The organism is Proteus hauseri (assembly GCF_040139125.1).
GTDB classification, from domain to species: Bacteria; Pseudomonadota; Gammaproteobacteria; order Enterobacterales; family Enterobacteriaceae; genus Proteus; species Proteus hauseri_B.
The window spans coordinates 304,278-326,871 of record NZ_JBEEUB010000001.1; the positions used below are offsets into that span (position 1 = coordinate 304,278).

A 22,594-nucleotide genomic window follows, 5' to 3' on the forward strand; every position below is an offset into this window, starting at 1 on the left:
GTATAGCTCATTCTCTGCTTTATAATTCTCAAGGACTATTATGAACAAATAAAAGATTTAAGGGGGTAAGTAGATCAAGTTTTCTTTAGAGATTAATTTAATAAAGAAAAATATCTTTTTTAGATAAAAGAGTATGTTAACAATAAAGGTATCTTAAATTGAGATACCTAAGTTAGTGAATAAAAGCCCCTTACTTATATATTTCAGAGGCTTTATAAAAAGGCTAGCGCACAACTAAAACTGATTGTTTAGCATAGGCAACAATGCCTGATGCATTAGAACCTAATAGATGTGTTGAAATACTTGGACGACGTGAGCCCACAATAATTAAATCAGCTTTAATTTTCTCTGCGAGTTCGAGTACTTTATCTCTTGCAGAGCCAAAAGCTGCTGAATATTCAATTTGCTCTTTAGGTAGATCAACAGATTCAACCAGTTCTTGTAACTGCTCTTGAACTCGTTCAATTGCCTTATTGGCAAAGGAACTTAACATATCGTAATGGTAGCTATAGCTAATAGAGAAACGTGAAATATCAGGAATAGCATGAAATAAATGTAATTTTGCACCTTCAAGTTTTGCAATATATACCGCATGTTGCAATGCTTTCGTTGTCAGTTCATCTTCTGCGATATCAACAGGTACTAGTATAGTTTTATACATAGCGACTCCTCATTATTAGATTATAGTCTGTTTATTATTGTAGCTTAAACCAATAAAATTCTCGTTTAATCTTCTTCAAGGTGCCATTTATGGAGTTGTCGATGAATAAATGGCGTAACAACAAGCCCAATTGATAAAATAAAAACACATTGAAGAAATAAACCATAAATAGCAATAAAAAAGCGACCCGTCGGTGTTACCGGTGCGGGTTCTACAGGTTGCCCACTTAGCATGGATATTGCATTCAATGAAGACTCCATAATAGAGTGCCCTTCAATTAAATAAAATCCCAACACACCCGGTAATAATCCTAAAAAAAAGAATATAAGACCTATTATATAATAGCGTAAGATACGCAGAATAAAATGGTCGAGCCTTAAAAGTTCTGCTGTGAATTTTTCCATTCTTATTCACTCTATAGACGGTTTACCAGATAAACTGCTTATTTTATAAATAAAATCAGACTATGCAAGGCAACTTTTTCAGCAGGTAAATCAACGGAGTCTACTAACATTTGCATATCATTCTCTGTTTTTATTGTTGCTTTATCTTCAATTTCAAGATAACCCAGAGAATAACCATTAATGATTGCCGAAGAGATAGGAAGAACATGAATTAAATGTAAATTAGCTCCAGTTTCTTTCGTATAGTTATTCTTTAGCACTTCCCTACAGTTCAAATACATCCTTGTCTTTGTTAGTCTAAATAACAGATAATGTTATTAAAAATAATGAGTTAAATTATTTAAAAAATAAATTAGTAGAAATAATAGAACCAGAACTTTCAGGAAGTGTTAATGTAACAACTACATTTTCATTAACAGTATCTACAATATCTATTGTTGCCGATTGGTCACTATTAAGAAAAACATCTGCAATTTGGGATGAATAACCAATAATTTTAGCATTACCAGATACAGCCACTCTGACAAGTGTGATTGGCCTTTTCACTACGTTTTCTATATCAGTCATTAAATAGAGAGAACATGGCATAATACCGTCTGCTAATGCATTAGTAGATGATGCCCATGCAATAAACTTTCCTTGCTGATCGTAATATGATTTAAATTGAGTAACCGCACTCGCTTCTATACTTGGATTTGATTCAACAAATCCATCCACAGTAATTACCCCTGATGACGGTGACCGTAATTTGAATCGTGCAATTCCAGATTCATTTAATGTTACTTTATAATCACTATTTCCTGACTCATCAAACTCGGCAGGTCGAGAACAACTCATTATAATACTTGCCCCCGGGGTTCCTGATACTAAACCATAATTAAATGGATAAACATGAATAGCATGGTAATCATGCGGTGGAGCTCCAGTTGTTAATGATATTTGCAAATCAGATTTATTAATCATTTTTAGTTTTACATCCGATATTTCAGAATAATTAAAACCTTGTGAATTAGTATAAACCACAGAATAAAAAGCAGATAACACGCCTTCATTCCCTACCGAAACTGCTTTATTTAAAGGAAAAATTACATTAATAAAACCATCGACAATATTTTGCATGGATATATTTTGATAAGTTTTCCAATTTGCTTCGAGCACAGGTGAATTATCTTTATCTTTACCTGATACATGTATAGTAACTGCATCATTTAGCATTAAATTATTATATTTAACCTGAATGATTGCACCATTATTTTCAGTTATATCATCTAGTGATAATATTCCATTTAATGCTTGTGTAAATGTAGGTGGCGGTAATATTTTATTATTGTTTACATCAACACTTACAGTACCAAAATATGAAGATGCTGTGGTGGAATTAGTCACAACATAGTATGAGTCAAACCGACCTATTCCTAGTAGGATGGCAATGTTCTGTGGAAAAATAATATCAAAAAAACCATTATTTATATGATTAATATTTATGATTAAATTTTGTGATAAATTTGTACCTGAAACACTTTGCCCTTGAATATCAAATCCATAGATAAAAAGTTTAACATTATCATTAAGCATCATGTTGGAATATGATACCCTAACTCTTACGCCATTTTTTATTTCATTGAGTGTTAGCCAGCCATCAACATTATCGATAAAAATCGGCGGTGGTAATACTTCTATCGGTCTCAAGTTTAACAAGGCATGACCAATTTGAGACCATTCTTTTTGTTGTTGAATTCTATTGACAATATATCGAGATTGGCATTTTCCTATATTAATAATAGTGAGATATGCTTTGGGTACTAAAATATCGAACCCATCAGTAATATCACTCTGCACTACGCTATGAGAAATATTGTACTGTGTACCAGGAACGATTTCATTGTTACCATCTAAGGTCCAATACATAATATCAACAACTTCATTAATGCTAATATCGGAGTATGCGGGTATATGAACATAAGTTCCATTATTTAACTCAATAGACTCTTGAGTTATTAAATTATTACTATCTGCATCAATAAAAATAGGTGCAGGAAGAACACCTTGATTATACCGATCAACTATAGCCCAAGAAATAGGGGAAAAACTAATATTTCCTACAATGTCAGCCGCGGTGTATTTAACTAAATATCGTCCATCTATTATTTTCTTTTCATCTAACGATAAAATAATCGGAAAATCATTTAATGGATCCTTAATCAAAGTGAAATAAGGTTCAAAATTACCGAAATATAATCTTATTTCATCACCTTCTTTAACGTTTCCATATTTTAAAATTTCAACATAAATTTCACCGGAAATTTCAATATCATTTGTGTTTATCACACCATCATCCATTTGTGGTAAATATGGTGGAAATATAGATTTATTCGTCATAATTAATCCAGTAAGATCAAAAAAACCACCTTGTAATGAAAAGGTGGCTATGTAGTTGTATTATTTTTTAGCTGGAGGAATTACATCAACAAGGTACCTTGATGCTAGATTACTTGTATGCGATTTTCCATCTTCAACTAAGTTAAGGGAGTATTTAACTTCGACAGAGCCTTCACCTATAGTATTAAAGAATTTATAGTCAACACTTTTCTTAATCTGCGAAAAGGTTTTCGTTGTATTATTAAAATCCCCTTCTTTTAATGGATAATATATAGGTGAACCTATCTTTTCATTTTTCTTATTGAATCCTTGTAAAACAATGAGTCCTGTTTTATCTATATCTATAGTTGCATCAATTGGGTCTTCTTCACCCATACTGATTTTTGGCCATCCAGTAATAAATAATGTTACCCCTCTATCAGAGATTGCTTTATTTATATACCCAGTTTCAACGGCTTCGACAATAACAACGGCCTCTAAATCATTAAGACCTTCAGCGCCGCCGCCATTAACTCGCTCAACATTCACGACATTTATATTTGAAAATATCGCATTTTTAGCACCATCAACAACATAAAATGATATTTCATGCCGACCATTTTCTAAGATGCCTTCTTGTATTTTCACTGCAAAAGTTTCTGTTCCTTCCTTTATATGAAATTGCTGTACCGCATTTCCCCAGCAAAAATACAATTCAGCCGCTGATGAAGCAGAAAACAGAGCATATGCATAAACACCGTTCTCAACATCATCATCATCGATAGAACCATCTAACATCGCTGGAATATTTGGCTTAGCTAAAAATTTAGTCGGCTCGATAAATTCAAGTAATACTTTATTCGACATTTTTTCATCAACGATGGCAATAACATCAATTATAACTGATACACCTGGAGTTGATGATGGAGTACAAGATAAAAAATATTTTAATTCTACGACACCATTTTTATTACTCGGTGCTTTAGGGTTTTGATGTTCGGCGTGGACTAGTGTAGATGGCTTCCCCTCGCTATCTAAAAATAGAAGAGTACTCGTAGTGACTCCTTCTGCAGGTTTACCATTTTCATCATAAATAGTTACATAAAATGTTTTAGTAATATGTTCCCATTCACTTTCAGGCCATTGGCTTGTTGCGATATCTAAAACAACACGGCTTGCTACTTTATTTATTAAATGATTACTCATATCTGTACCCTTATTATAAAAGTGATTACTTATCGCGTTACACATAAAGTCCCAGATGGATTAGCTTATCCTTTATAAATTAATTCGTTATGTATATTTACCGCTCTAATATCTGATCCTGGAATATCAAAAGAGTAGCAGTTATAACCAGTTATATCCTATTTGTTAGATTGCTCTATTTAGCATTGGTTAAGCAACTTACTGAAACTAAATCAGAGTTATTGTTATCACACTAAATATGAGCATCAGTGATTATCATAAAATTCTCACTATAGATAAAAAATTATTTATAATAAAATGAAATTAACCTTTATTATTTTGGTATTCTTTCTTCAGAATCGTAATTATGATTTATTTTAAAGACACTAATAATATATTATCAATATGGTGTAGCCCCTACAGTAAATAAATAATTAAGTTTATAGTCATTCATTTTAACGTTATGGGAAGTTCCTGTGTCCAAATTATAGATATATACAGTATTTAATAACTGATTATGTTCATCAGTCCAATATTCATTATCTTTTTCCCATTCAGGATATGAGCTAATACTACCCCACTCTCTAAATAACAAATCGTAATCTATTTTTTTAAATATTTCATGAGCTTTTGCATTTTTAATTAAATCTTTATAATCAACTTTACTAGTACTAATTAGAGCATGTTTTTTTATTTTAAGTGAGAAGTTAATACATTCATGTGTAATAGAATCAACACATGTAAGAATATTTTCTTTTTTTATCTCATTTTTAATAGTAACCTTTACTTTGTTTTCAGATATATTTTCAAATAGGAATGATGCAGGTTCATTATTTACAGACCATGTTAAATTACCACTACCACCTTTTGTGGCAATATAAAAATATGCGCCATCCCAACAAATTGACGGTTCACCTTCAGAAAATGTATGATTAATATTATATATACTATCAATAGCTAAGACAGGTATTTCATTATAAAAAGAGATGTTAACGAATTGAGATATCTCATTAGAATCAAATAAATGACATTCAATAATATTTTTTTCAATTCTATTATTTACTACATCAATAATAATAGAGCCATCATCTCCTGTTTTTGTTTTATAGATAGGAGCATTAGTGTTTTTAAATAATGCGTTACCATCAACAATGAGAACTATATCAGTTTCTGGTACTGTAACTTCTGTTATTTTGTCATATGTTACAGCTCTAATTTGTACAGCATCTGCTCCATTGGCTTCTGCTTGAGGTTTAATCAACTCTAATTTAAGTGCTATATTTTCCTGGTTGGCTTTTTTCATTAATATAACTCCTTTAAATATTAATACTAGCGGGAATGTTTTTTGGTAATAAATATTCATATGGATATGGGCGCTTCCCATTTCTTTCAAAAATAATACTATTTATTTCAGTTAAACTATTTCTGAATTTATCTAATGGGCCATTTTTTTTAATAACTTCATGATCAATAAATACAGGCTTATAATCCAAACCAATATATTCACCAAGATTTCCATGATAAAGTTCACCTAACAGAGTATAAATTATGATTTTTTGGCTTGCTCTGTATACTTTAGGCAGCATATCCAGCCATTGTTTATGAGAACTACCAGTAACAGATGTTGGTTTTGGATGAGCCAATGTCCCTATCGTATATGGAGCATACATTAGCCATTTAGGTTGGGTGTAATTAACGGCTGCATGCTGTGCTGATGAAGTAAAAATGATCATTGTTAGAGTATCAACTAATTCATCTTTAGTTTTAATTTGAGTAAATCCATTGATTTTACCATTATCAATAATATCTTTTACCCATTTTTGAAACGATTTATCAAGATTTAACTCAGCGCTAGTTAAGTAGTAAATATTAATATATTCTCTCACCCAATTCTTAATTGCATTCCAAATTAATAGTCCATCATCTCTGTATGGATAATTTGGCAAAGCATCTGTATTATCTACTTTTCGTTTTTTTAATGCCTCAGGAAAATAATTAGCTTTAAAATCATAAGACAGGCGTATATCAATAACTGTTTTAGCCATATTGGCTAAAGGTGGAGCAAAAAGCATATCAACAAATTGATGCTCTTTTAATAATGCTAAGGTTGCATTATGGTTTATACGATTAGTTGCTTCAAAATGTGTTATTAATAATCGATATAATGGATGATCTTTAGGTAACTTACGTAATGTAGCTAATGAAAATGCTTCCATTAATAAATGAGTCAAGCCTAAATGAGTTGATAATTGGTGCTCTGATTCATCTGCTGCCTGTATAACATACTTAGCTCTTTGCCAAGACCAATATCTATCACTATTAGGATCTTCTGTTGCTAAAAACATTTCATTATTATTTTTGGGATCTTGCCCACATTGTATAGCTACTGCTTTCAGCTCTTTTGTTTTTAATGAAACTGAAAATAATGCCATAGCCGCATATGAATATCCAGGCATAGGATTTGTACCAGAAGATCCTTCAGGTTTTGTATATCCATCTTCAGCTACAACACCGGATAGGTGGCTATAGTTTACCATGTAAATTCGACTTTGATTTAATGCACTTAATAAAGAATCATCTTTTCCCATAACAATTTGATATTGTTCATTAGATAATGGAAAATTTGAAGGTAGTTCAGATACCCCAATCAAAGCTACAGGATTTGCTCCTGCAACTCTTTGATATGCAAATAAATCATCGCTATGCAAATAATCAGCCACAAAAGGCTTAGTTATAGTTTTAAATAAGTTATTATATAAATCCAAACTTGAATCTTTATTTTTTTCTGGTACTAAATTTATTATTTCCTTCCATGTGGATTGAATTTTTTCATCTGTTTTTATATTGTTATTACTAGTTATTAATAATGCATAATCATAAATTAAATCATTTATCAATTGATTAATTTTAACTTTTTTTTCATCATCATCATTAAGAATTTCATCAAATACAGATTTGAAGTTGTTTTGAACTTTTTTTATTAATAATTCAAGATTTATATCATATTCCTCTCTTGGTCTTAATGATGCTGGAACATCTATTCCAAGAGGCTTATCATACATTGGAATACCAATAAGAGGAGATATATTTGTAGTCCATTTATATTCTTCATTATCTGTTTTATCTGTTTTTTTCATTTTAGCTCACCTTAAACGTTAATAATGGCTCTCATTATAATAGTGAAAGCCAAAGTAATATTTTATTTTTTTAAATCTTTACCAGAATGATATGCATGAAAACGCTTTGTTAATACACCATGATCAGAATTGCGTATTGTACCATCCTTAATATTTGCAACAGTTGCTTTACCTAAATGGCTATATTCATTGGTCCAAAATTCAGCGGGATTTACAGCATCTGTTTCTACATTTGAGTCATTATTATCTAAGATTGTTGGCTCAGGACCTATACCTAATGACCACTCTGGATATACAGTAAGATCTCCCCACTCTTTATTAAGAGTCATATAATTCATAGGAGATAATAAATCATCAGTATGTAGGTTTATTGCTTGAGACAATGTTCTTTTTTTATCCAAACTCGGTTCAATATAAAGTTTAATAAAAAATGAAAAATCATCTTTATCACCCGTTATATTATCGGTAACTACAATTTTTACTGTTCGATATGGGTGCGAAATTATAGTAACTCCTGCACTATAATTATTTAATGCTTCCACATCTATTTCAGATTTAATGCCTTCAACTTTCCAAGTCAGATCGCCAGAACCACCAACAGTTTCAATAGCAAACGATGCTCCAGACCATGCAATTGTTGGTTGCTCCATAGTAAATGTATGATTTCTATTATAAATACTTGATATTTTTAATTTATCACTTGCTGGTAAAAATGTAACTTGCATAGTTTCCTTTTGATTAGGATCATCTAAAATATAAGTTTTTACCATTATTGATTCAGGAATTGAATTTGTAATATGAATTATTGCTTTACCATTACCATCTGTTGATGTACGAAATAAAGGTGAATTACTTTCCTTTATAATAGCGTTTCCATCGGTTAAAAAAACAACGTCTAGTTTTATTGCAGGTAACATAGTTTCCGATTCAAAAAAATATGCTTCAACGATATTTGCACTTACACCATTTGCTTGAACATTATTTTGGGTAACACGCATAGTAATTATAAAATTTTGGTCAGCCATATTTTATCTCACATTTTAATTTAATAATTGAGTTACTAGATAAATGTCATTACATCATGTAATGATGTATTTTTATCGCTATTTAAAAAAGCGACAACATTAATATGTTGGACGCTACTATTGACAATTGAAATATTAATCTCTCCATTTAAATCTGTTTTTTTAGATAAAAAGATGCTGTTATTTTCCAAAAATAAAGCATCACCATCAACAGACATTATTAATTTAACATCATGAACTGGTTCTTTATTAATAGCATTCTTCACTATAATTGAAATTATATTTGAATCTAAGCCATTAGCCACAGCATTATTTTTTATAATATAAGAATACAATTCAAACTCACTATTAACATATAACATTCTATTTATATTTAGATAAGAATGATTCACATTCCCATAAACTTCTTCTGGAATATCATTTATATTACTTACATCACTGGTATCTCCAATGATATCTAGCATCCCATTGTTAAATATATTTATAAATGTATTAGGAGGACTTCCTCTTGTTATTCTATATCCCGCTTTAACTTTTACAGTAGAATGTTCATGGATTTTAAAATCACTATTACTCCACATAACTACAGTACCAATTTTTGATATAGCTGAAAATCCACCAGTTGAACTGGATATAGATATAAAGTTATTTATATTTAATATTTCTAAGGGGATTTTTCCACCAAAGTCATTTGATCCCCACGCATGAATTGTTCCATTTTTTAGTAAAATACAAAATGCAGCATCAGAGGAACTTATAGCAACTATATTATTAATCTGTTGAATATTATTAGGCAATATTCCACCATTGTATGGCTGTCCCCAAGAATATACCTGTCCAGAATTATTTAATGCAGTAAATGCACCTGTATTGGATGAGATCGTTTTTACATTATTTAATGATACAGGTAGGCTCCCTCCGAAATCTTGATGCCCCCAAGCCTTAACATTTCCATCTTCAGTTAAAATTGCAAAAGCGCCATCTGTAGCAAAAATTTCTTTTATATTACTTAATGTAGAAATAGTATTTGGAATTTTGCCACCAAAATTTTCAGATCCCCAAGCGTATATTTTACCACTATGGTGTAGAGCACAAAAAGCAGATCGAGTTCCAACAACCTGAATAAATCCATTGATAGCTGAAATTTCATTAGAAATAACGCCTCCAGCTGATGGAACACCCCATGCTACTATTTTTAGCTCTTCTGTGATTGCTGAAAATGCGGTTCGGGTGTATCCAATTGTAAGTATATTATTAAGCGGAACATCTAGCGCCCCATTACCTTTACTTCCCCAACCATATAATTTTTTTTCTTTAGTTAAAGCGACACAAGCATAAGGAGAGCTTATTATTCCATCAATTGACATTAAACTAGTCACTGACGCAGGGGGTTGAAGCCAATCAGGAGAACTACTACCCCAAAAAAATAAATTACCTTTATCATTTAATATATAAGCTATTGATTTATTTTCATAACCTAAACTATCTATATTTTTAGGTACAACGGTTATTCTTTCTTCATTTGAATTGATGAATGCATTTATTCTTTTTAAAGGATGATGATCGGTAAAATAGGAAGATTTATGTATTTTTTTATCGTTATCGTATTGCCAACTAATCGAGGAGGGCGTCATTGTTTTTTTATTTATTGCAACCAATGAATGTGCTGACCCAATATTCCCTCTATTGCCTATAATTTCTATATCATTTATTAGTGCCGAAATAACAAGATAATCAACTGATTCAGAAGTTACTTCTAAATTTAAAATATAGTAAAGATGTAAAATATCATTTTGATATGGTTCTAAATATTCAGATTTACTTATTTCAAGAACAATATCATTTCCAACATCTGCACTTTTTAAAATATAATTAATTTTCCATGGAAAGACACTTTCAGCATAAATATCTAAGTCATCATTAATTTTCATGCCTTCCCATTTTGGGATCCGTATATGGGCAACATTATTAATACCAGAGAGATTAATAATATTATTAACGGCCTCATCAATTTTTGGAGGATAAATATTATTATTTTCACTATCACCAAATGAAGAGGAACCGCTAGCTTTAACTGAGTGATCTTCACTATAAACTGCCGTTATAATTACAATCTCAGATACTGTATCAGTCAAATAAACGACAGATTTTCCTAGTGCATTAGTGATGGCTGATGTTTGGTTTGATCCTGTATCAGCAAATATTGCATTGCCTGAGACTTCAAAAAAAACTTTTTTGTTATCTAAGAGAGAATCTTCATTTTTTAAAATAATATTTGCACTATTTCTATCGATGCCATTAGCATTAGCGCCTGAAGTTATCGTGATAGTTATAATTATACTCATTATTACGCCCTGCAATATTATGTAAGAAAATTAATCAATTTAGCGTAACTCTAAGTGTTGCAGAAAAATCACCCATTACAACAAAAAATATGATTTTCTTTTCAAAACACAAATATTGCACTTAAAATATCAAAAAAATATGTTTTTCAAAATATAATTTTGATTAAGATCATTTTTTAGCGTTTTGTCTCAACAAAATAAATAGATACTAAATTGAAAAATATAACTCACATTTATAATATAATTTAATATAATTAATCAAATTAACTATATAATGTGATTTCAATAGATGTAATCAATTAGTTTAACTGTTCATTCTTATCAAGCAGCACAGAAAAATGGTTCTGTCGCATTAATCGTTTAATATTACGATGGTCTTACTCTATAAATTATTAAGAGATTTGGATTATAGGACAGTGATGGAGAGTAGTTTTTACAGAAGAAATGCATTACAGCTTGCACAAGCTAAATTTCAGCGAATATATTAAGCTATAACATCATTAGAATAATGGCGTTGTTCGAAAGTTTTTCGGATTAAAAACATGATGAGTTTATTCAGTAAAAACTGATATCTTAGTTAGCTAAGATTAATGTGATGGGATCCTCATTATTAGATTATAGTCTGTTTATTATTGTAGCTTAAACCAATAAAATTCTCGTTTAATCTTCTTCAAGGTGCCATTTATGGAGTTGTCGATGAATAAATGGCGTAACAACAAGCCCAATTGATAAAATAAAAACACATTGAAGAAATAAACCATAAATAGCAATAAAAAAGCGACCCGTCGGTGTTACCGGTGCGGGTTCTACAGGTTGCCCACTTAGCATGGATATTGCATTCAATGAAGACTCCATAATGGAGTGCCCTTCAATTAAATAAAATCCCAACACACCCGGTAATAATCCTAAAAAAAAGAATATAAGACCTATTATATAATAGCGTAAGATACGCAGAATAAAATGGTCGAGCCTTAAAAGTTCTGCTGTGAATTTTTCCATTCTTATTCACTCTATAGACGGTTTACCAGATAAACTGCTTATTTTATAAATAAGATAAGACGATGCAAGAAGAGTAAAAAATATGCTATGAGAAAACCTCATAGCATATTAATGAATATATTAACGAACAACTAATACTGAAATATCAGCATAACGAACAACACCCGCTGCAGTTGAACCTAATAAGTGAGTACTAATATTTGGTCTGCGAGAACCAAGCACGATTAAGTCGGCATTAATATCTTTTGCTGTGACTAAAATTTCATCGCGTGGTGAACCAAAAGTGACTGTATAAGCCACTTTTTCAGCAGGTAAATCAACGGAGTCTACTAACATTTGCATATCATTCTCTGCTTTTACTGTCGCTTTATCTTTAATTTCAGGATAACCCAGAGAATAAGCATTAATGATTGCCGAAGAGATAGGAAGAACATGAATTAAATGTAAATTAGCTCCGGTTTCTTTCGCTAAATACAGTGCGTGTCGAACTGCTTTACTGGTTAGCTCTTCTTCTACTATATCAATAGGTACTAAAATTGTTTTATACATAATAACTCCTCTCAACTCTCCATTTGCCCTAATACTATCGCAATAACCCAAAGATTACTGTGAGTGAATTAACTAAAAGCAATCTAACTTCAATTATAAACCAACTTTAATTATTAATAGCTTAACACTGAAAATAAAGAAACTTTCTGATATTTATTTTCCTATTAAGCCGTGAAAAGTTCCGGCTAAAACACCGCGTTAAAATAGATCACCTATACGCTGCTCGTTTATACGCCACATTTGATTACGAATAACGCGAATGGTATCAATTAACTCAGAAGCCGTTAATCCTATTGGTCCAACCCCTTTTTCAACTAAAATATCGGCAGCCATTCCATGGATCCACACAGCGCTAGAAACCGCTTCAGACATCGACATACCTTGTGCTAAAAAACTACCCATAACACCTGTTAATACATCCCCACTGCCTGATGTTGATAATCCACTATTGCCTGTACTATTCTTTAGCGTTTTTCCGTCAGGTGAAGCAATAATAGTTCCTTGTCCTTTAATTATGCTCCAACATCCATATTGGCGAACAATTTCAATAGCCGCTTGTTCTCTATTATTTTGTACATCTGCGATGGAGCAATTAAGTAAAGTTGCGGCTTCTTTAGGGTGAGGAGTTAACACACAATGAGCGTTCAATAAGTGTATTGGTTTTATTTTTGCCATTAACACCAATGCATCTGCATCAAACACATAGGGTATGTTTTTATTTTGTTGTGCAAGTATTGATAACAATAGCTGTTCTGAATCTACAGATAATCCTAATCCACAACCAATAGCCCATGCTGAGATATCTTTTTGCTTTAATAATGTTATTGCTGTTTGTAGCATCATTTCGGGAGCGCTATCGATAAATGGAGTAGGTAACTTTGCTTGAGCAAAACCGAGAAAAACCTTACCACACCCTGCTTTTAAAGCACTTTTACCCGCCAGTACAATGGCACCACTCATACCTTCAACACTACCAACAACAGCGAGTGTCCCAAATGAGCCTTTATGAGTATCTCCTGATTTGCGTTGATAAAGTGCTGGATAATGGGACATCGCCTTTAGTAATTGTTCTTTTTTCATTTATCGCTCCTTTATTACACACTTTTTTACTCTTAATCTGAACATTAAAAAATACACTAAAATTGAAAAATAGTATCAACGACAAAAGTATAGCGTTACACCCAAAAACAAACTGAGAGATTGTTTAGGCTTCATTTTTAAATAGGCAATCTTTTTATGACATTCTTATTGAGATAATTAATCACTATGAATAGCTCTTTTCTTATAACTATTCATACCAACCTCAGACAATGCTATCCTATTAGCAATTCAATCTTTAATTATAAACACCATACAAAGGAAATCGTCCCATGAACGAGAAGTTTAAAACTGAAGCTGATGTTGAAACCCTAGCTCAAGAAGTCGCTTGCTTAAAAACATTGGTCACTTATATGTTAAAAGCATTAGGTCAGGCAGATGCGGGTCGTGTGATTTTAAATATTCAACGTGCTATTGCTGAAGTTGATGATGAGAAGCAAGCAGAAACATTCCGTAATACAATAGCTCAAATTAAGACAGCATATCGCCAATAATTTGAGCTATTTGTAGTTGAGTGATTGCTCATAGTTTTATTCTATTTTCTGGGCTTTTTGTGCTGCACAAATAAACAAAAAATATGTTTTAAACTTCTATATACTCAATCTCGAAATAAACCATTCTTTATTCATTTAGCTACCCCTCTATCTTTTATAGAGGGGATTTTTTATCTTATAAATTAGCACATTAGCCATAGCCCCATTGAAAAAAGTCCACTTCTATTATTTTATTATTTTTTAAACATCAACTCATTATGCCTATTAGTATAAATCTGGTTAAATATTAGATTAATTAGAATCCATAAATAACAGTACAAATAATATCACTTTGTTTAATATTATTTATGCTCTTAATAATAATTTAATAATACTCACTCATTATGCGTTTAAAAGAGATTTCAACAATAAGTGCTAAATAGGCGTTTAATGCAATATATTAGCTTATTTTTACACTTTTTCTGATTTAACCTGATTAGGGTTTCTATGTTACACTTAAAAGGTATGCACTAAAAATAAACCATGAGGCTTTATAATGAAACCACTACTCTTCTCTCTGCTATTATTACCTGCTGTCGCTTTTGCTAACCCAACAAAAATGGCTAATGACTATTGCGATACTTTTAAAGATATTTCAGTCAGAGCTTACGACACTAATGATTCACCAGAGACTATCGCAAAAGATGCATTAGCCGCTTTAAAAGCGAAGAAATTTGACTTAGCTAAATTAGAAGCAACTGATGCTGAATTTTCTCAAGGTACAGTTGAAGTAGTTAAATCTTTACGTGATGCAAAAGCTGAAATTGGTTCTCGTGCAGAATTCCAAGAAGGTTTAACGCAAATCGTTGCTGCGTGTAAAATTCAAATGGTTGAAGTATTAAACGAACAGAAAAAATAATTGCCTTAAAAGGCGTTATTTGGGCTTGTTATTGAAACCAAAGAGCGGAAATTAACCTGCTCTTTTTTGTTTTCCTATTATTAAGACTCAATAACAAATTACTGCGTCATCATTTTACTTATCTTTTTAAGCTATTTTTTACACTATATCCGTACTCCACTCCTTCTTATTCCTTCTTTTTTATCAAGAATGATAGTATCTATCTCCTCATTTAAAGGTCTATAATACTGGCGAAAATATTTATTAGAACTGGCCATAAAAAGGAGATATTGTGAGCAACGAACAATCCATCCAGCGTTTAAGAAGACTACGCCAGTCAGAAAACCTGCGCGCACTCTTTCAAGAAACAACTCTAAGCAAAAATGATCTGGCACTGCCTATTTTTGTTGAAGAAGGGTTGGATGATTATCAGCCAATTAAAAGTATGCCGGGTGTGGTGCGTATTCCTGAAAAACGTCTTGCATATGAAATTGAGCGTATCGCAAAAGCGGGTATTAAAACCGTAATGACATTTGGTGTTTCACACCACTTGGACGAAACAGGCAGCGATGCTTGGAAAAGCGATGGTTTAGTCTCGCGGATGTCGCGCATTTGTAAAGATGCGGTCCCTGAAATGATTGTTATGTCGGATACTTGTTTTTGCGAATACACGTCTCATGGTCACTGTGGTGTTTTACATGGTGAACATGTTGATAACGATGAAACTATTCATAATTTAGGTCTTCAGGCAGTTGCCGCAGCGCAAGCTGGCGCTGACTTTATTGCACCTTCTGCTGCAATGGATGGGCAAGTTGCCGCTATTCGTGCCGCGCTAGATAAAGCGGGTTTTGTCGATACTGGCATTGTTTCTTACTCTACCAAATTTGCTTCTGCTCTTTATGGACCATTTCGTGATGCAGCAGGTTCTCGTTTAATTGGTGACCGTAAAACCTATCAAATGAACCCAATGAACCGCCGTGAAGCCATCCGCGAATCATTAATTGATGAGCAAGAAGGCGCAGATATGTTAATGGTAAAACCCGCTGGCGCTTATTTAGATATTATTCGTGATGTACGCGAGCGCACACTGCTACCGTTAGCGGCTTATCAAATCAGTGGTGAATATGCACAAATTAAATTTGCGGCATTAGCTGGTGCTATTGATGAAGATCGTGTGGTAATGGAAACATTAGGTTCAATTAAACGTGCGGGTGCTGATTTAATTCTTTCTTATTTCGCGCTTGATTTAGCAGAAAGAAACCTACTTTAACCACCTTATGCTCGATAAGTAGATACTCTAAACAGCCCAAAGCACAACGGGTAAATACTCTAAGTAATTCAAAGTACGACGAGTTAATACTCTAAATAATTCAAGGTGTAGCTAGGCGACAAGTGAATGAGTCACTAGGAGCATACAATATATGTGACTAGTGCGAGTGAGTGGCTGCATCTTGAAATATGACGAGTATAGACCCACACTTTTTTGCTATGAGGTAAAAATGGATAACTGTATTTTCTGTCAGATTGTTGCTGGGAAAGCACCTTGCCATAAAATTTGGGAAGATGAACATCACCTTGCCTTTTTATCTATTTTTCCAAATACCAAAGGCTTTACTGTTGTTATTCCTAAAAAACATTACCCTAGTTATGCTTTTGATTTAAATGATAAAGCGCTAGCGCTACTTGTTATTGCCACCAAAAAAGTAGCAAAAATCTTAGACAAAACATTTCCTGACGTGTCTCGATCGGGTATGTTTTTTGAAGGTTTTGGCGTTGATCATGTCCATAGCAAACTTAGCCCAATGCATGGCACTGGTGATATGACACAATGGGCACCCATTGAAAATAAGCAGAAAATTTTCTTTGATAAATACCCAGGTTATCTTTCATCTCATGATTTTGAGCGTGCTGATGATACAGAACTTGCCGAGTTGGCAGCACTTATTAGGAAAAACAGTAAGTAATACAACACTGTTTACGATACTCAGAATGATTTTATTGAATATAAAAAACGCTCAGTCTTAATTTAAGCTGAGCGTTTTTTTATCAAGACAAAGTGCTTTATTTAATCAATGGTAAGCCGAGCTTCCATTGGTAAATAAGGTCGAACTTTACGTTCTAGCAGCATTATCAGTGCTGGATCGTTAAACTGGTAGTTATCCGGAATATCCAGTACATGTGCTTTTTTATATCGCATAGCACCAGGAAATTGTGCCGATAATCGGTTTAAATGTTTCGATTCCATCACTAAGACTAAATCAGCCCATTTAAGTAACTCATTATCTACCACACATTTTGCATCTCGTCGTGTTCCTGCTGACAACGTTTCAATGCCATCTCTATTTGCAAAGAGTAGTTCAGCTGTTGGACTTCGCCACTGGTTTTTACTGCAAATAAATAAGATATTCATTATGAATCACTAATATCTAATAACGCATTTAAACGTCGCTGACTACGAGAAATTCTTGGATATTCAATTCCTAGCTGTTCAGCTCTTGTCATTTTAAGTGAACGAGTATACAAATTGCGCCATTTCTTTTCTGGCTTAAAAGCAAACTGCGCACTACCCATTTCTTGATGTTTATTTTTACGGTTGACGCATTGACGCCAAGCGCGTGAACGTTGTATAGACATAATAACCTCTCAGATTAAAGGGATAGCAGCCGCAGTAATACGGAGAGTGTCTAACAGACGTTATTTTAATTGAATGTTGTTAAATCGCAATGACTTATTTTTAAGTACCATAAGATCATTGGCGTTTTATTACTAAAGAAAGATATTAAGCGAATTCAGCACGAAATAGTATTTAACGGTTTATTCAATATAAAAATAACGGACAAGTTGAACACCAACTTATCCGTTATTGCAAAATGATATGAAAGAATTACTTATAAGAAATCGATGTCGGTTTATCTAACATAATTTCTGTTTTTGCAGGTTGCGTTTGAGCAATCACTTTACCTTGGCGAATAGAATAACGCACCGGTACTTGGCGACGTAAGGCATCAAATCCACTTTCCGCAGGTAAGATAATAAAGTTTGCACTATTTCCTACCGTTACACCGTAATCTGTTAATGCCAATGTTTTTGCACTGTTATGGCTAATCAATGTTAGACCATTATCAATTTGACCATAGCCCATGAGTTGGCAAACATGTAATCCCATATGCAACACTTGCAGCATATTGGCTGTGCCTAATGGATACCAAGGATCAAATACATCATCGTGACCAAAGCAGACATTAATATTACTTTCTAACATCTCTTTTACCCGTGTAATACCACGGCGCTTTGGATAAGTATCAAAACGACCTTGCAGATGAATATTAACTAATGGGTTAGCAACAAAGTTAATACCCGACATTTTTAATAATCGGAATAATCGCGATGTATAAGCGCCATTATAAGAGTGCATCGCAGTGGTATGGCTTGCTGTTACTCGAGAGCCCATATTCTCTTTATGGGCTAACGCGGCAACGGTTTCAACAAAACGCGATTGCTCATCATCAATTTCATCACAGTGCACATCAATTAAACGGTCATATTTTTGTGCTAAGGCAAATGTCTTATGCAGTGATTCCACACCATATTCACGCGTAAATTCAAAATGAGGAATAGCACCAACTACATCAGCACCTAATTTAAGCGCTTCTTCTAATAGTGCCTCACCATTTGGGTAAGATAAAATACCCTCTTGTGGAAAAGCGACAATTTGCAAATCAATCCAAGGCTTAATCTCTTCTTTAACTTCTAACATCGCTTTTAGTGCTGTTAATGAAGCATCAGAAACATCAACATGCGTTCTTACATGTTGAATACCATTAGCAATCTGCCATTGTAATGTTTGCCATGCGCGTTGTTTGACATCGTCATGCGTTAATAATGCTTTGCGTTCAGCCCAACGTTCAATACCTTCAAACAGTGTACCTGATTGATTCCAATTAGGTTGCCCTGCAGTTTGTGTGGTATCAAGGTGGATATGTGGCTCGACAAAAGGTGCATGTACTAAGCCACCTTCTGCATCTAATGCATTAGGATGAAAATCACCTTCTGGCTGCGGCTCTATCACTTCAATTTTGTTATTTTTAAGTGTGATGCGCCATAAGCCTTCTTTTCCAGCTAAACGAGCATGATTGATTTGTTCGATATTTTTACCCAGCATGGCTTATCTCCGCTTGTCTTGCTGTACGACGATTGAATATTGGATTTAACACAGCATAACTTATTGCACCACCTAATACGGCATTAACTGGCACAATGCCCGGTAACCAATGCCCTGCGGCGATACCAATAGCGACAGCTAATAGTGCAATCCAGTTAACAGATTGCATTTTTTCAGCACAGAATGTGTTGTAGCGATCTTTATTCATCAGATAGTCTGCAATAATAACACCACCAACGGGTGGAATTGCCGCTGATAAAAAGGTTAACCATCCAACAAAGTTATTATAGAGCCATAATGCGCACAGTGTACCGACGATGCCATTTATTACTGAAAGTTTTTTACTTGATAGACCGGTAATATTGGCAAATCCCAATCCCGATGCATAAAGTGCATTATCATTTGTTGTCCAGATATTTAAACCCAATACCACTATCGCTGGTAGTAATAAGCCTTGAGCTATCATCACATCTGAAATATCAGCCATACCTAATGATGCGGCACCTGCTGCACCGAAGACAAACATCAAGGTATTTCCTAAGAAGAAAGCGATAATTGCCACAATAACGGCAACTTTAGGATTGCGTCCAAAACGAACAAAATCTGCGGTTAATGTACCAGCACTAATAAACGATCCCACCACCATTGCTAGTGCTAAATTAAAATCTAATTTTTCTACTGGTTTTACTGCCATTAAGGCGTCAACCCCGCCCATATCATGTACGGCTAAATAGACTGAGTAACTGCCTAATATGGCGATAGCGGGAACAGCGACGATAGAGAGAAGGGTTAGTGCAGAAATTCCGAAGAAGACCGTGACGGTCATTAAGATACCCGAGATAGCAATGAGTAAATTGATATCGATGCCGGTTGCTTTTCCAACTGGGATGGCAAACATGGCGACGCCAACACCAAACCAACCAACTTGAGTACCACCGAGTAAAAGAGAGGGAAGCCAAGAACCTTTAATACCGAAAGAGTAACGCGCGAGGAGATGAGTAGTAAGACCTGTTTTAGAACCAATGAAACCAAGAAATGCGGTGTAGATACCAAGAAGAAGATTACCAATAAGAACTGCGAGGAAGAAATCATTAAAGGAAAGACCAGTACCAAGAGCGCCTCCGGTCCACATACTGGCTGAAAAAAACGTTAATCCCAACATCACAAAGGTTAACGCTATTCCACCCTTTCGTGCGGATATGGGCACCGGACCCTGACTATAATTGTTGTCCTGAGACACTTTAACCCCCTATTAATTTCACCAGGCCAAAAAAATCTGACGAATTCTATCTACATAAAAATATTATGCAAACGTTTTCGTTGTCTGTTTACGATAATTAATGGAATTCTTTATTTTAATGAAGTTGAAGTTCATCACATAAATAGGATAAAAAGGGTTATAACAGTTGAAGTTATCTAACTTTTTTGAATTAACTTTTAAAGTAATTTTTGGTTAAGAAAATTTATGATAAGTAATCTACGTTAATTTAGATCTAAAAAGGTTAGAAATAAGGGGCAGAAATAAAGTTGATAATAGAAAGAGCACACCGTTTTTTAATATAAAAAGAGGAGCTATGCTCCTCTAACTTAAATCATTTTTAACTAGATAACCTTTCTTGCTGGTGTATCATTCGCCTTATAATAACAAGCTTGGCTCGATGGCAAGGGGTCATTACCTTTTACTTTGTCTGCTATTTTTTCAGCAATCATAATCGTTGTCGCATTTAAATTTCCCGTGATAATTAAAGGCATAATTGACGCATCAATAACTCTTAAATTTTCGACACCATATACTCGCCCTTCACCATCAACTACTGCCATATCATCAGTCCCCATTTTGCAGGTACCACAGGGATGAAATGCCGTTTCTGCACGTTCTCTAACAAAAGCGTCAAGTTCTTCATCGCTCTGAATATGTTTGCCAGGGCTTATTTCTTCGCCTCGATAGGCATCTAATGCAGGTTGAGCCATTATCTCTCGAGTAATTCGAATAGCGGCTCTAAACTCTTCCCAATCTTGTTCTGTAGACATGTAATTAAACAAGATACTAGGGTGTTGATGTGGATCACGAGACGTTATTTTTACATGCCCTCGGCTTGGTGAGCGCATTGAACCTACATGAGCTTGAAATCCATGAACTTCAACTGCATTAGTACCGTTATAATTAATTGCGACAGGTAAAAAATGAAATTGAATATTAGGCCACGCAAATTTTTCACTAGAACGGATAAAACCACCTGCTTCAAATTGGTTACTCGCCCCTATTCCCGTTCCTTTGAATAGCCATTGCGCACCAATTTTAGGTTGGTTATACCATTTTAATGCAGGATAAAGCGAAACAGGTTGTATGCATTCATATTGCAAATACATTTCTAAGTGATCTTGTAAATTTTGCCCAACACCTGACAACTCATGCACAATAGGAATATCGAATTGATTTAAAACTTCTTTTGGCCCTATACCCGAGCGCTGTAGAATTTGTGGTGAGGCAATTGCGCCAGCACATAGCAATACTTCTTTGCGCGCAGTGGCATAACGAGGTGTTTTATTTGTTCCTATAAAATAGCGAATACCCGTTGCTTTTTTAGCGTCAAACTCAATAACATCAGTTATTGCATGTGTTTCAATCGTAAGGTTTTTTCGCTTTTTAGCTTGGTCAAGATAACCTCTTGCTGTACTCGCTCGGCGACCTTGAGGTGTTACTGTTCTATCCATTGGACCAAAGCCTTCTTGCTGATAACCATTAAGATCATCAGTTCTGGGATATCCCGCTTGTACACCGGCATCAATCATGGCTTGAAATAGAATATTATTCTCTGTTTTCGGGGTTGTAACACTCACAGGTCCTTTATCACCATGATAGTCATTCGCCCCTGTATTACGTGTTTCTGCTTTTCGAAAATAAGGTAAACAACTTAAATAGTTCCAATCTTCAAGACCAGGGATTTGAGCCCATCCATCAAAATCCATTGCATTACCACGGATATAGCACATCCCATTAATCAACGATGAGCCTCCCAGCCCTTTACCTCGACCACACTCCATGCGTCGATTATTCATCTGTGGTTCAGGTTCTGTTTCATAAGCCCAATTATAGCGTCTACCCTGTAACGGATAAGCCAATGCCGCAGGCATTTGTGTGCGAAAATCGAATCGATAATCCGATCCTCCAGCTTCAAGGAGCAGCACAGTAACTTCAGAATTTTCTGTCAGGCGGGTAGCAAGAACGTTACCGGCTGAACCAGCACCGATAATAATGTAGTCATAGACCATTGTTATCTCCTCTGTTTCAGTCATTTA

20 protein-coding genes and 1 pseudogene are annotated in these 22,594 nt (G+C 34.0%); 4 read left to right on the plus strand and 17 right to left on the minus strand.

Annotated features, from left to right (window positions below; genetic code table 11):
- Positions 1-223 precede the first annotated feature (223 nt).
- The 12 genes and pseudogenes from ABN099_RS01355 to ABN099_RS01410 form a co-directional block, all read right to left on the minus strand.
- On the minus strand, positions 224-661 hold the full coding sequence (locus ABN099_RS01355) for a universal stress protein (protein WP_349461889.1): 438 nt from the start codon (positions 659-661) through the stop codon (positions 224-226).
- A gap of 65 nt (positions 662-726) precedes the next feature.
- Positions 727-1,065 (minus strand): hypothetical protein, encoded by a 339-nt coding sequence (locus ABN099_RS01360; protein ID WP_349461890.1) that lies wholly within the window; start codon positions 1,063-1,065, stop codon positions 727-729.
- A gap of 68 nt (positions 1,066-1,133) precedes the next feature.
- A pseudogene (locus ABN099_RS01365) lies at positions 1,134-1,346 on the minus strand (hypothetical protein); the annotation flags it as partial.
- A 55-nt stretch (positions 1,347-1,401) separates the two neighbouring features.
- Positions 1,402-3,444: a hypothetical protein gene (locus ABN099_RS01370; RefSeq protein WP_349461891.1), complete on the minus strand. Its 2,043-nt coding sequence runs from the start codon at positions 3,442-3,444 to the stop codon at positions 1,402-1,404.
- A 60-nt stretch (positions 3,445-3,504) separates the two neighbouring features.
- Complete coding sequence (locus tag ABN099_RS01375; protein ID WP_349461892.1) at positions 3,505-4,629, minus strand: hypothetical protein; 1,125 nt, start codon at positions 4,627-4,629, stop codon at positions 3,505-3,507.
- Between the two features lie 379 nt (positions 4,630-5,008).
- Entirely contained in the window at positions 5,009-5,911 is a 903-nt protein-coding gene (locus tag ABN099_RS01380; protein ID WP_349461893.1) for a hypothetical protein, read from the minus strand.
- A gap of 13 nt (positions 5,912-5,924) precedes the next feature.
- Complete coding sequence (locus ABN099_RS01385; RefSeq protein ID WP_349461894.1) at positions 5,925-7,745, minus strand: lipoxygenase family protein; 1,821 nt, start codon at positions 7,743-7,745, stop codon at positions 5,925-5,927.
- A gap of 62 nt (positions 7,746-7,807) precedes the next feature.
- The gene (locus ABN099_RS01390) at positions 7,808-8,770 is read right to left on the minus strand and encodes a hypothetical protein (protein ID WP_349461895.1); all 963 of its coding nucleotides are present in this window, start codon (positions 8,768-8,770) and stop codon (positions 7,808-7,810) included.
- A gap of 35 nt (positions 8,771-8,805) precedes the next feature.
- The gene (locus ABN099_RS01395) at positions 8,806-11,115 is read right to left on the minus strand and encodes an Ig-like domain-containing protein (protein ID WP_349461896.1); all 2,310 of its coding nucleotides are present in this window, start codon (positions 11,113-11,115) and stop codon (positions 8,806-8,808) included.
- A 660-nt stretch (positions 11,116-11,775) separates the two neighbouring features.
- Complete coding sequence (locus tag ABN099_RS01400) at positions 11,776-12,114, minus strand: hypothetical protein (RefSeq protein ID WP_349461890.1); 339 nt, start codon at positions 12,112-12,114, stop codon at positions 11,776-11,778.
- Between the two features lie 120 nt (positions 12,115-12,234).
- Positions 12,235-12,663 carry a universal stress protein gene (locus ABN099_RS01405; RefSeq protein WP_349461897.1) on the minus strand — a complete coding sequence of 143 codons (429 nt, stop codon included), beginning with the start codon at positions 12,661-12,663 and terminating at the stop codon, positions 12,235-12,237.
- A 198-nt stretch (positions 12,664-12,861) separates the two neighbouring features.
- A complete protein-coding gene (locus ABN099_RS01410; RefSeq protein ID WP_349461898.1) occupies positions 12,862-13,743 on the minus strand; it encodes an NAD(P)H-hydrate dehydratase in 882 nt (293 codons plus the stop codon).
- A 290-nt stretch (positions 13,744-14,033) separates the two neighbouring features.
- On the opposite strand from ABN099_RS01410, the gene ABN099_RS01415 reads away from it, so the two are divergent.
- The 4 genes from ABN099_RS01415 to ABN099_RS01430 all read left to right on the plus strand — a co-directional run bounded on the left by ABN099_RS01415 (position 14,034) and on the right by ABN099_RS01430 (position 17,096).
- A complete protein-coding gene (locus ABN099_RS01415) occupies positions 14,034-14,255 on the plus strand; it encodes a DUF2594 family protein (protein ID WP_349461899.1) in 222 nt (73 codons plus the stop codon).
- A 535-nt stretch (positions 14,256-14,790) separates the two neighbouring features.
- Positions 14,791-15,153: a hypothetical protein gene (locus ABN099_RS01420; protein WP_349461901.1), complete on the plus strand. Its 363-nt coding sequence runs from the start codon at positions 14,791-14,793 to the stop codon at positions 15,151-15,153.
- Positions 15,154-15,424: 271 nt separating this feature from the next.
- Positions 15,425-16,402 (plus strand): porphobilinogen synthase, encoded by a 978-nt coding sequence (gene hemB / locus ABN099_RS01425; RefSeq protein WP_349461902.1) that lies wholly within the window; start codon positions 15,425-15,427, stop codon positions 16,400-16,402.
- Positions 16,403-16,631: 229 nt separating this feature from the next.
- Complete coding sequence (locus ABN099_RS01430; protein ID WP_349461903.1) at positions 16,632-17,096, plus strand: HIT family protein; 465 nt, start codon at positions 16,632-16,634, stop codon at positions 17,094-17,096.
- A 101-nt stretch (positions 17,097-17,197) separates the two neighbouring features.
- On the opposite strand, the gene ABN099_RS01435 is transcribed toward ABN099_RS01430, so the two are convergent.
- From ABN099_RS01435 to betA, 5 genes are all read right to left on the minus strand, one after another.
- Positions 17,198-17,542: a low molecular weight protein tyrosine phosphatase family protein gene (locus tag ABN099_RS01435; protein WP_349461904.1), complete on the minus strand. Its 345-nt coding sequence runs from the start codon at positions 17,540-17,542 to the stop codon at positions 17,198-17,200.
- The gene (locus tag ABN099_RS01440) at positions 17,542-17,766 is read right to left on the minus strand and encodes a hypothetical protein (protein WP_349461905.1); all 225 of its coding nucleotides are present in this window, start codon (positions 17,764-17,766) and stop codon (positions 17,542-17,544) included. The genes ABN099_RS01435 and ABN099_RS01440 overlap by 1 nt, the downstream gene beginning before the upstream one ends.
- Positions 17,767-18,016: 250 nt before the next feature.
- The gene (locus tag ABN099_RS01445) at positions 18,017-19,294 is read right to left on the minus strand and encodes a cytosine deaminase (RefSeq protein WP_349461907.1); all 1,278 of its coding nucleotides are present in this window, start codon (positions 19,292-19,294) and stop codon (positions 18,017-18,019) included.
- Complete coding sequence (codB, locus tag ABN099_RS01450; RefSeq protein ID WP_349461908.1) at positions 19,284-20,534, minus strand: cytosine permease; 1,251 nt, start codon at positions 20,532-20,534, stop codon at positions 19,284-19,286. Before codB ends, ABN099_RS01445 begins: the two co-directional genes overlap by 11 nt.
- A gap of 362 nt (positions 20,535-20,896) precedes the next feature.
- On the minus strand, positions 20,897-22,567 hold the full coding sequence (gene betA, locus ABN099_RS01455; protein ID WP_349461910.1) for a choline dehydrogenase: 1,671 nt from the start codon (positions 22,565-22,567) through the stop codon (positions 20,897-20,899).
- Positions 22,568-22,594 lie beyond the last annotated feature (27 nt).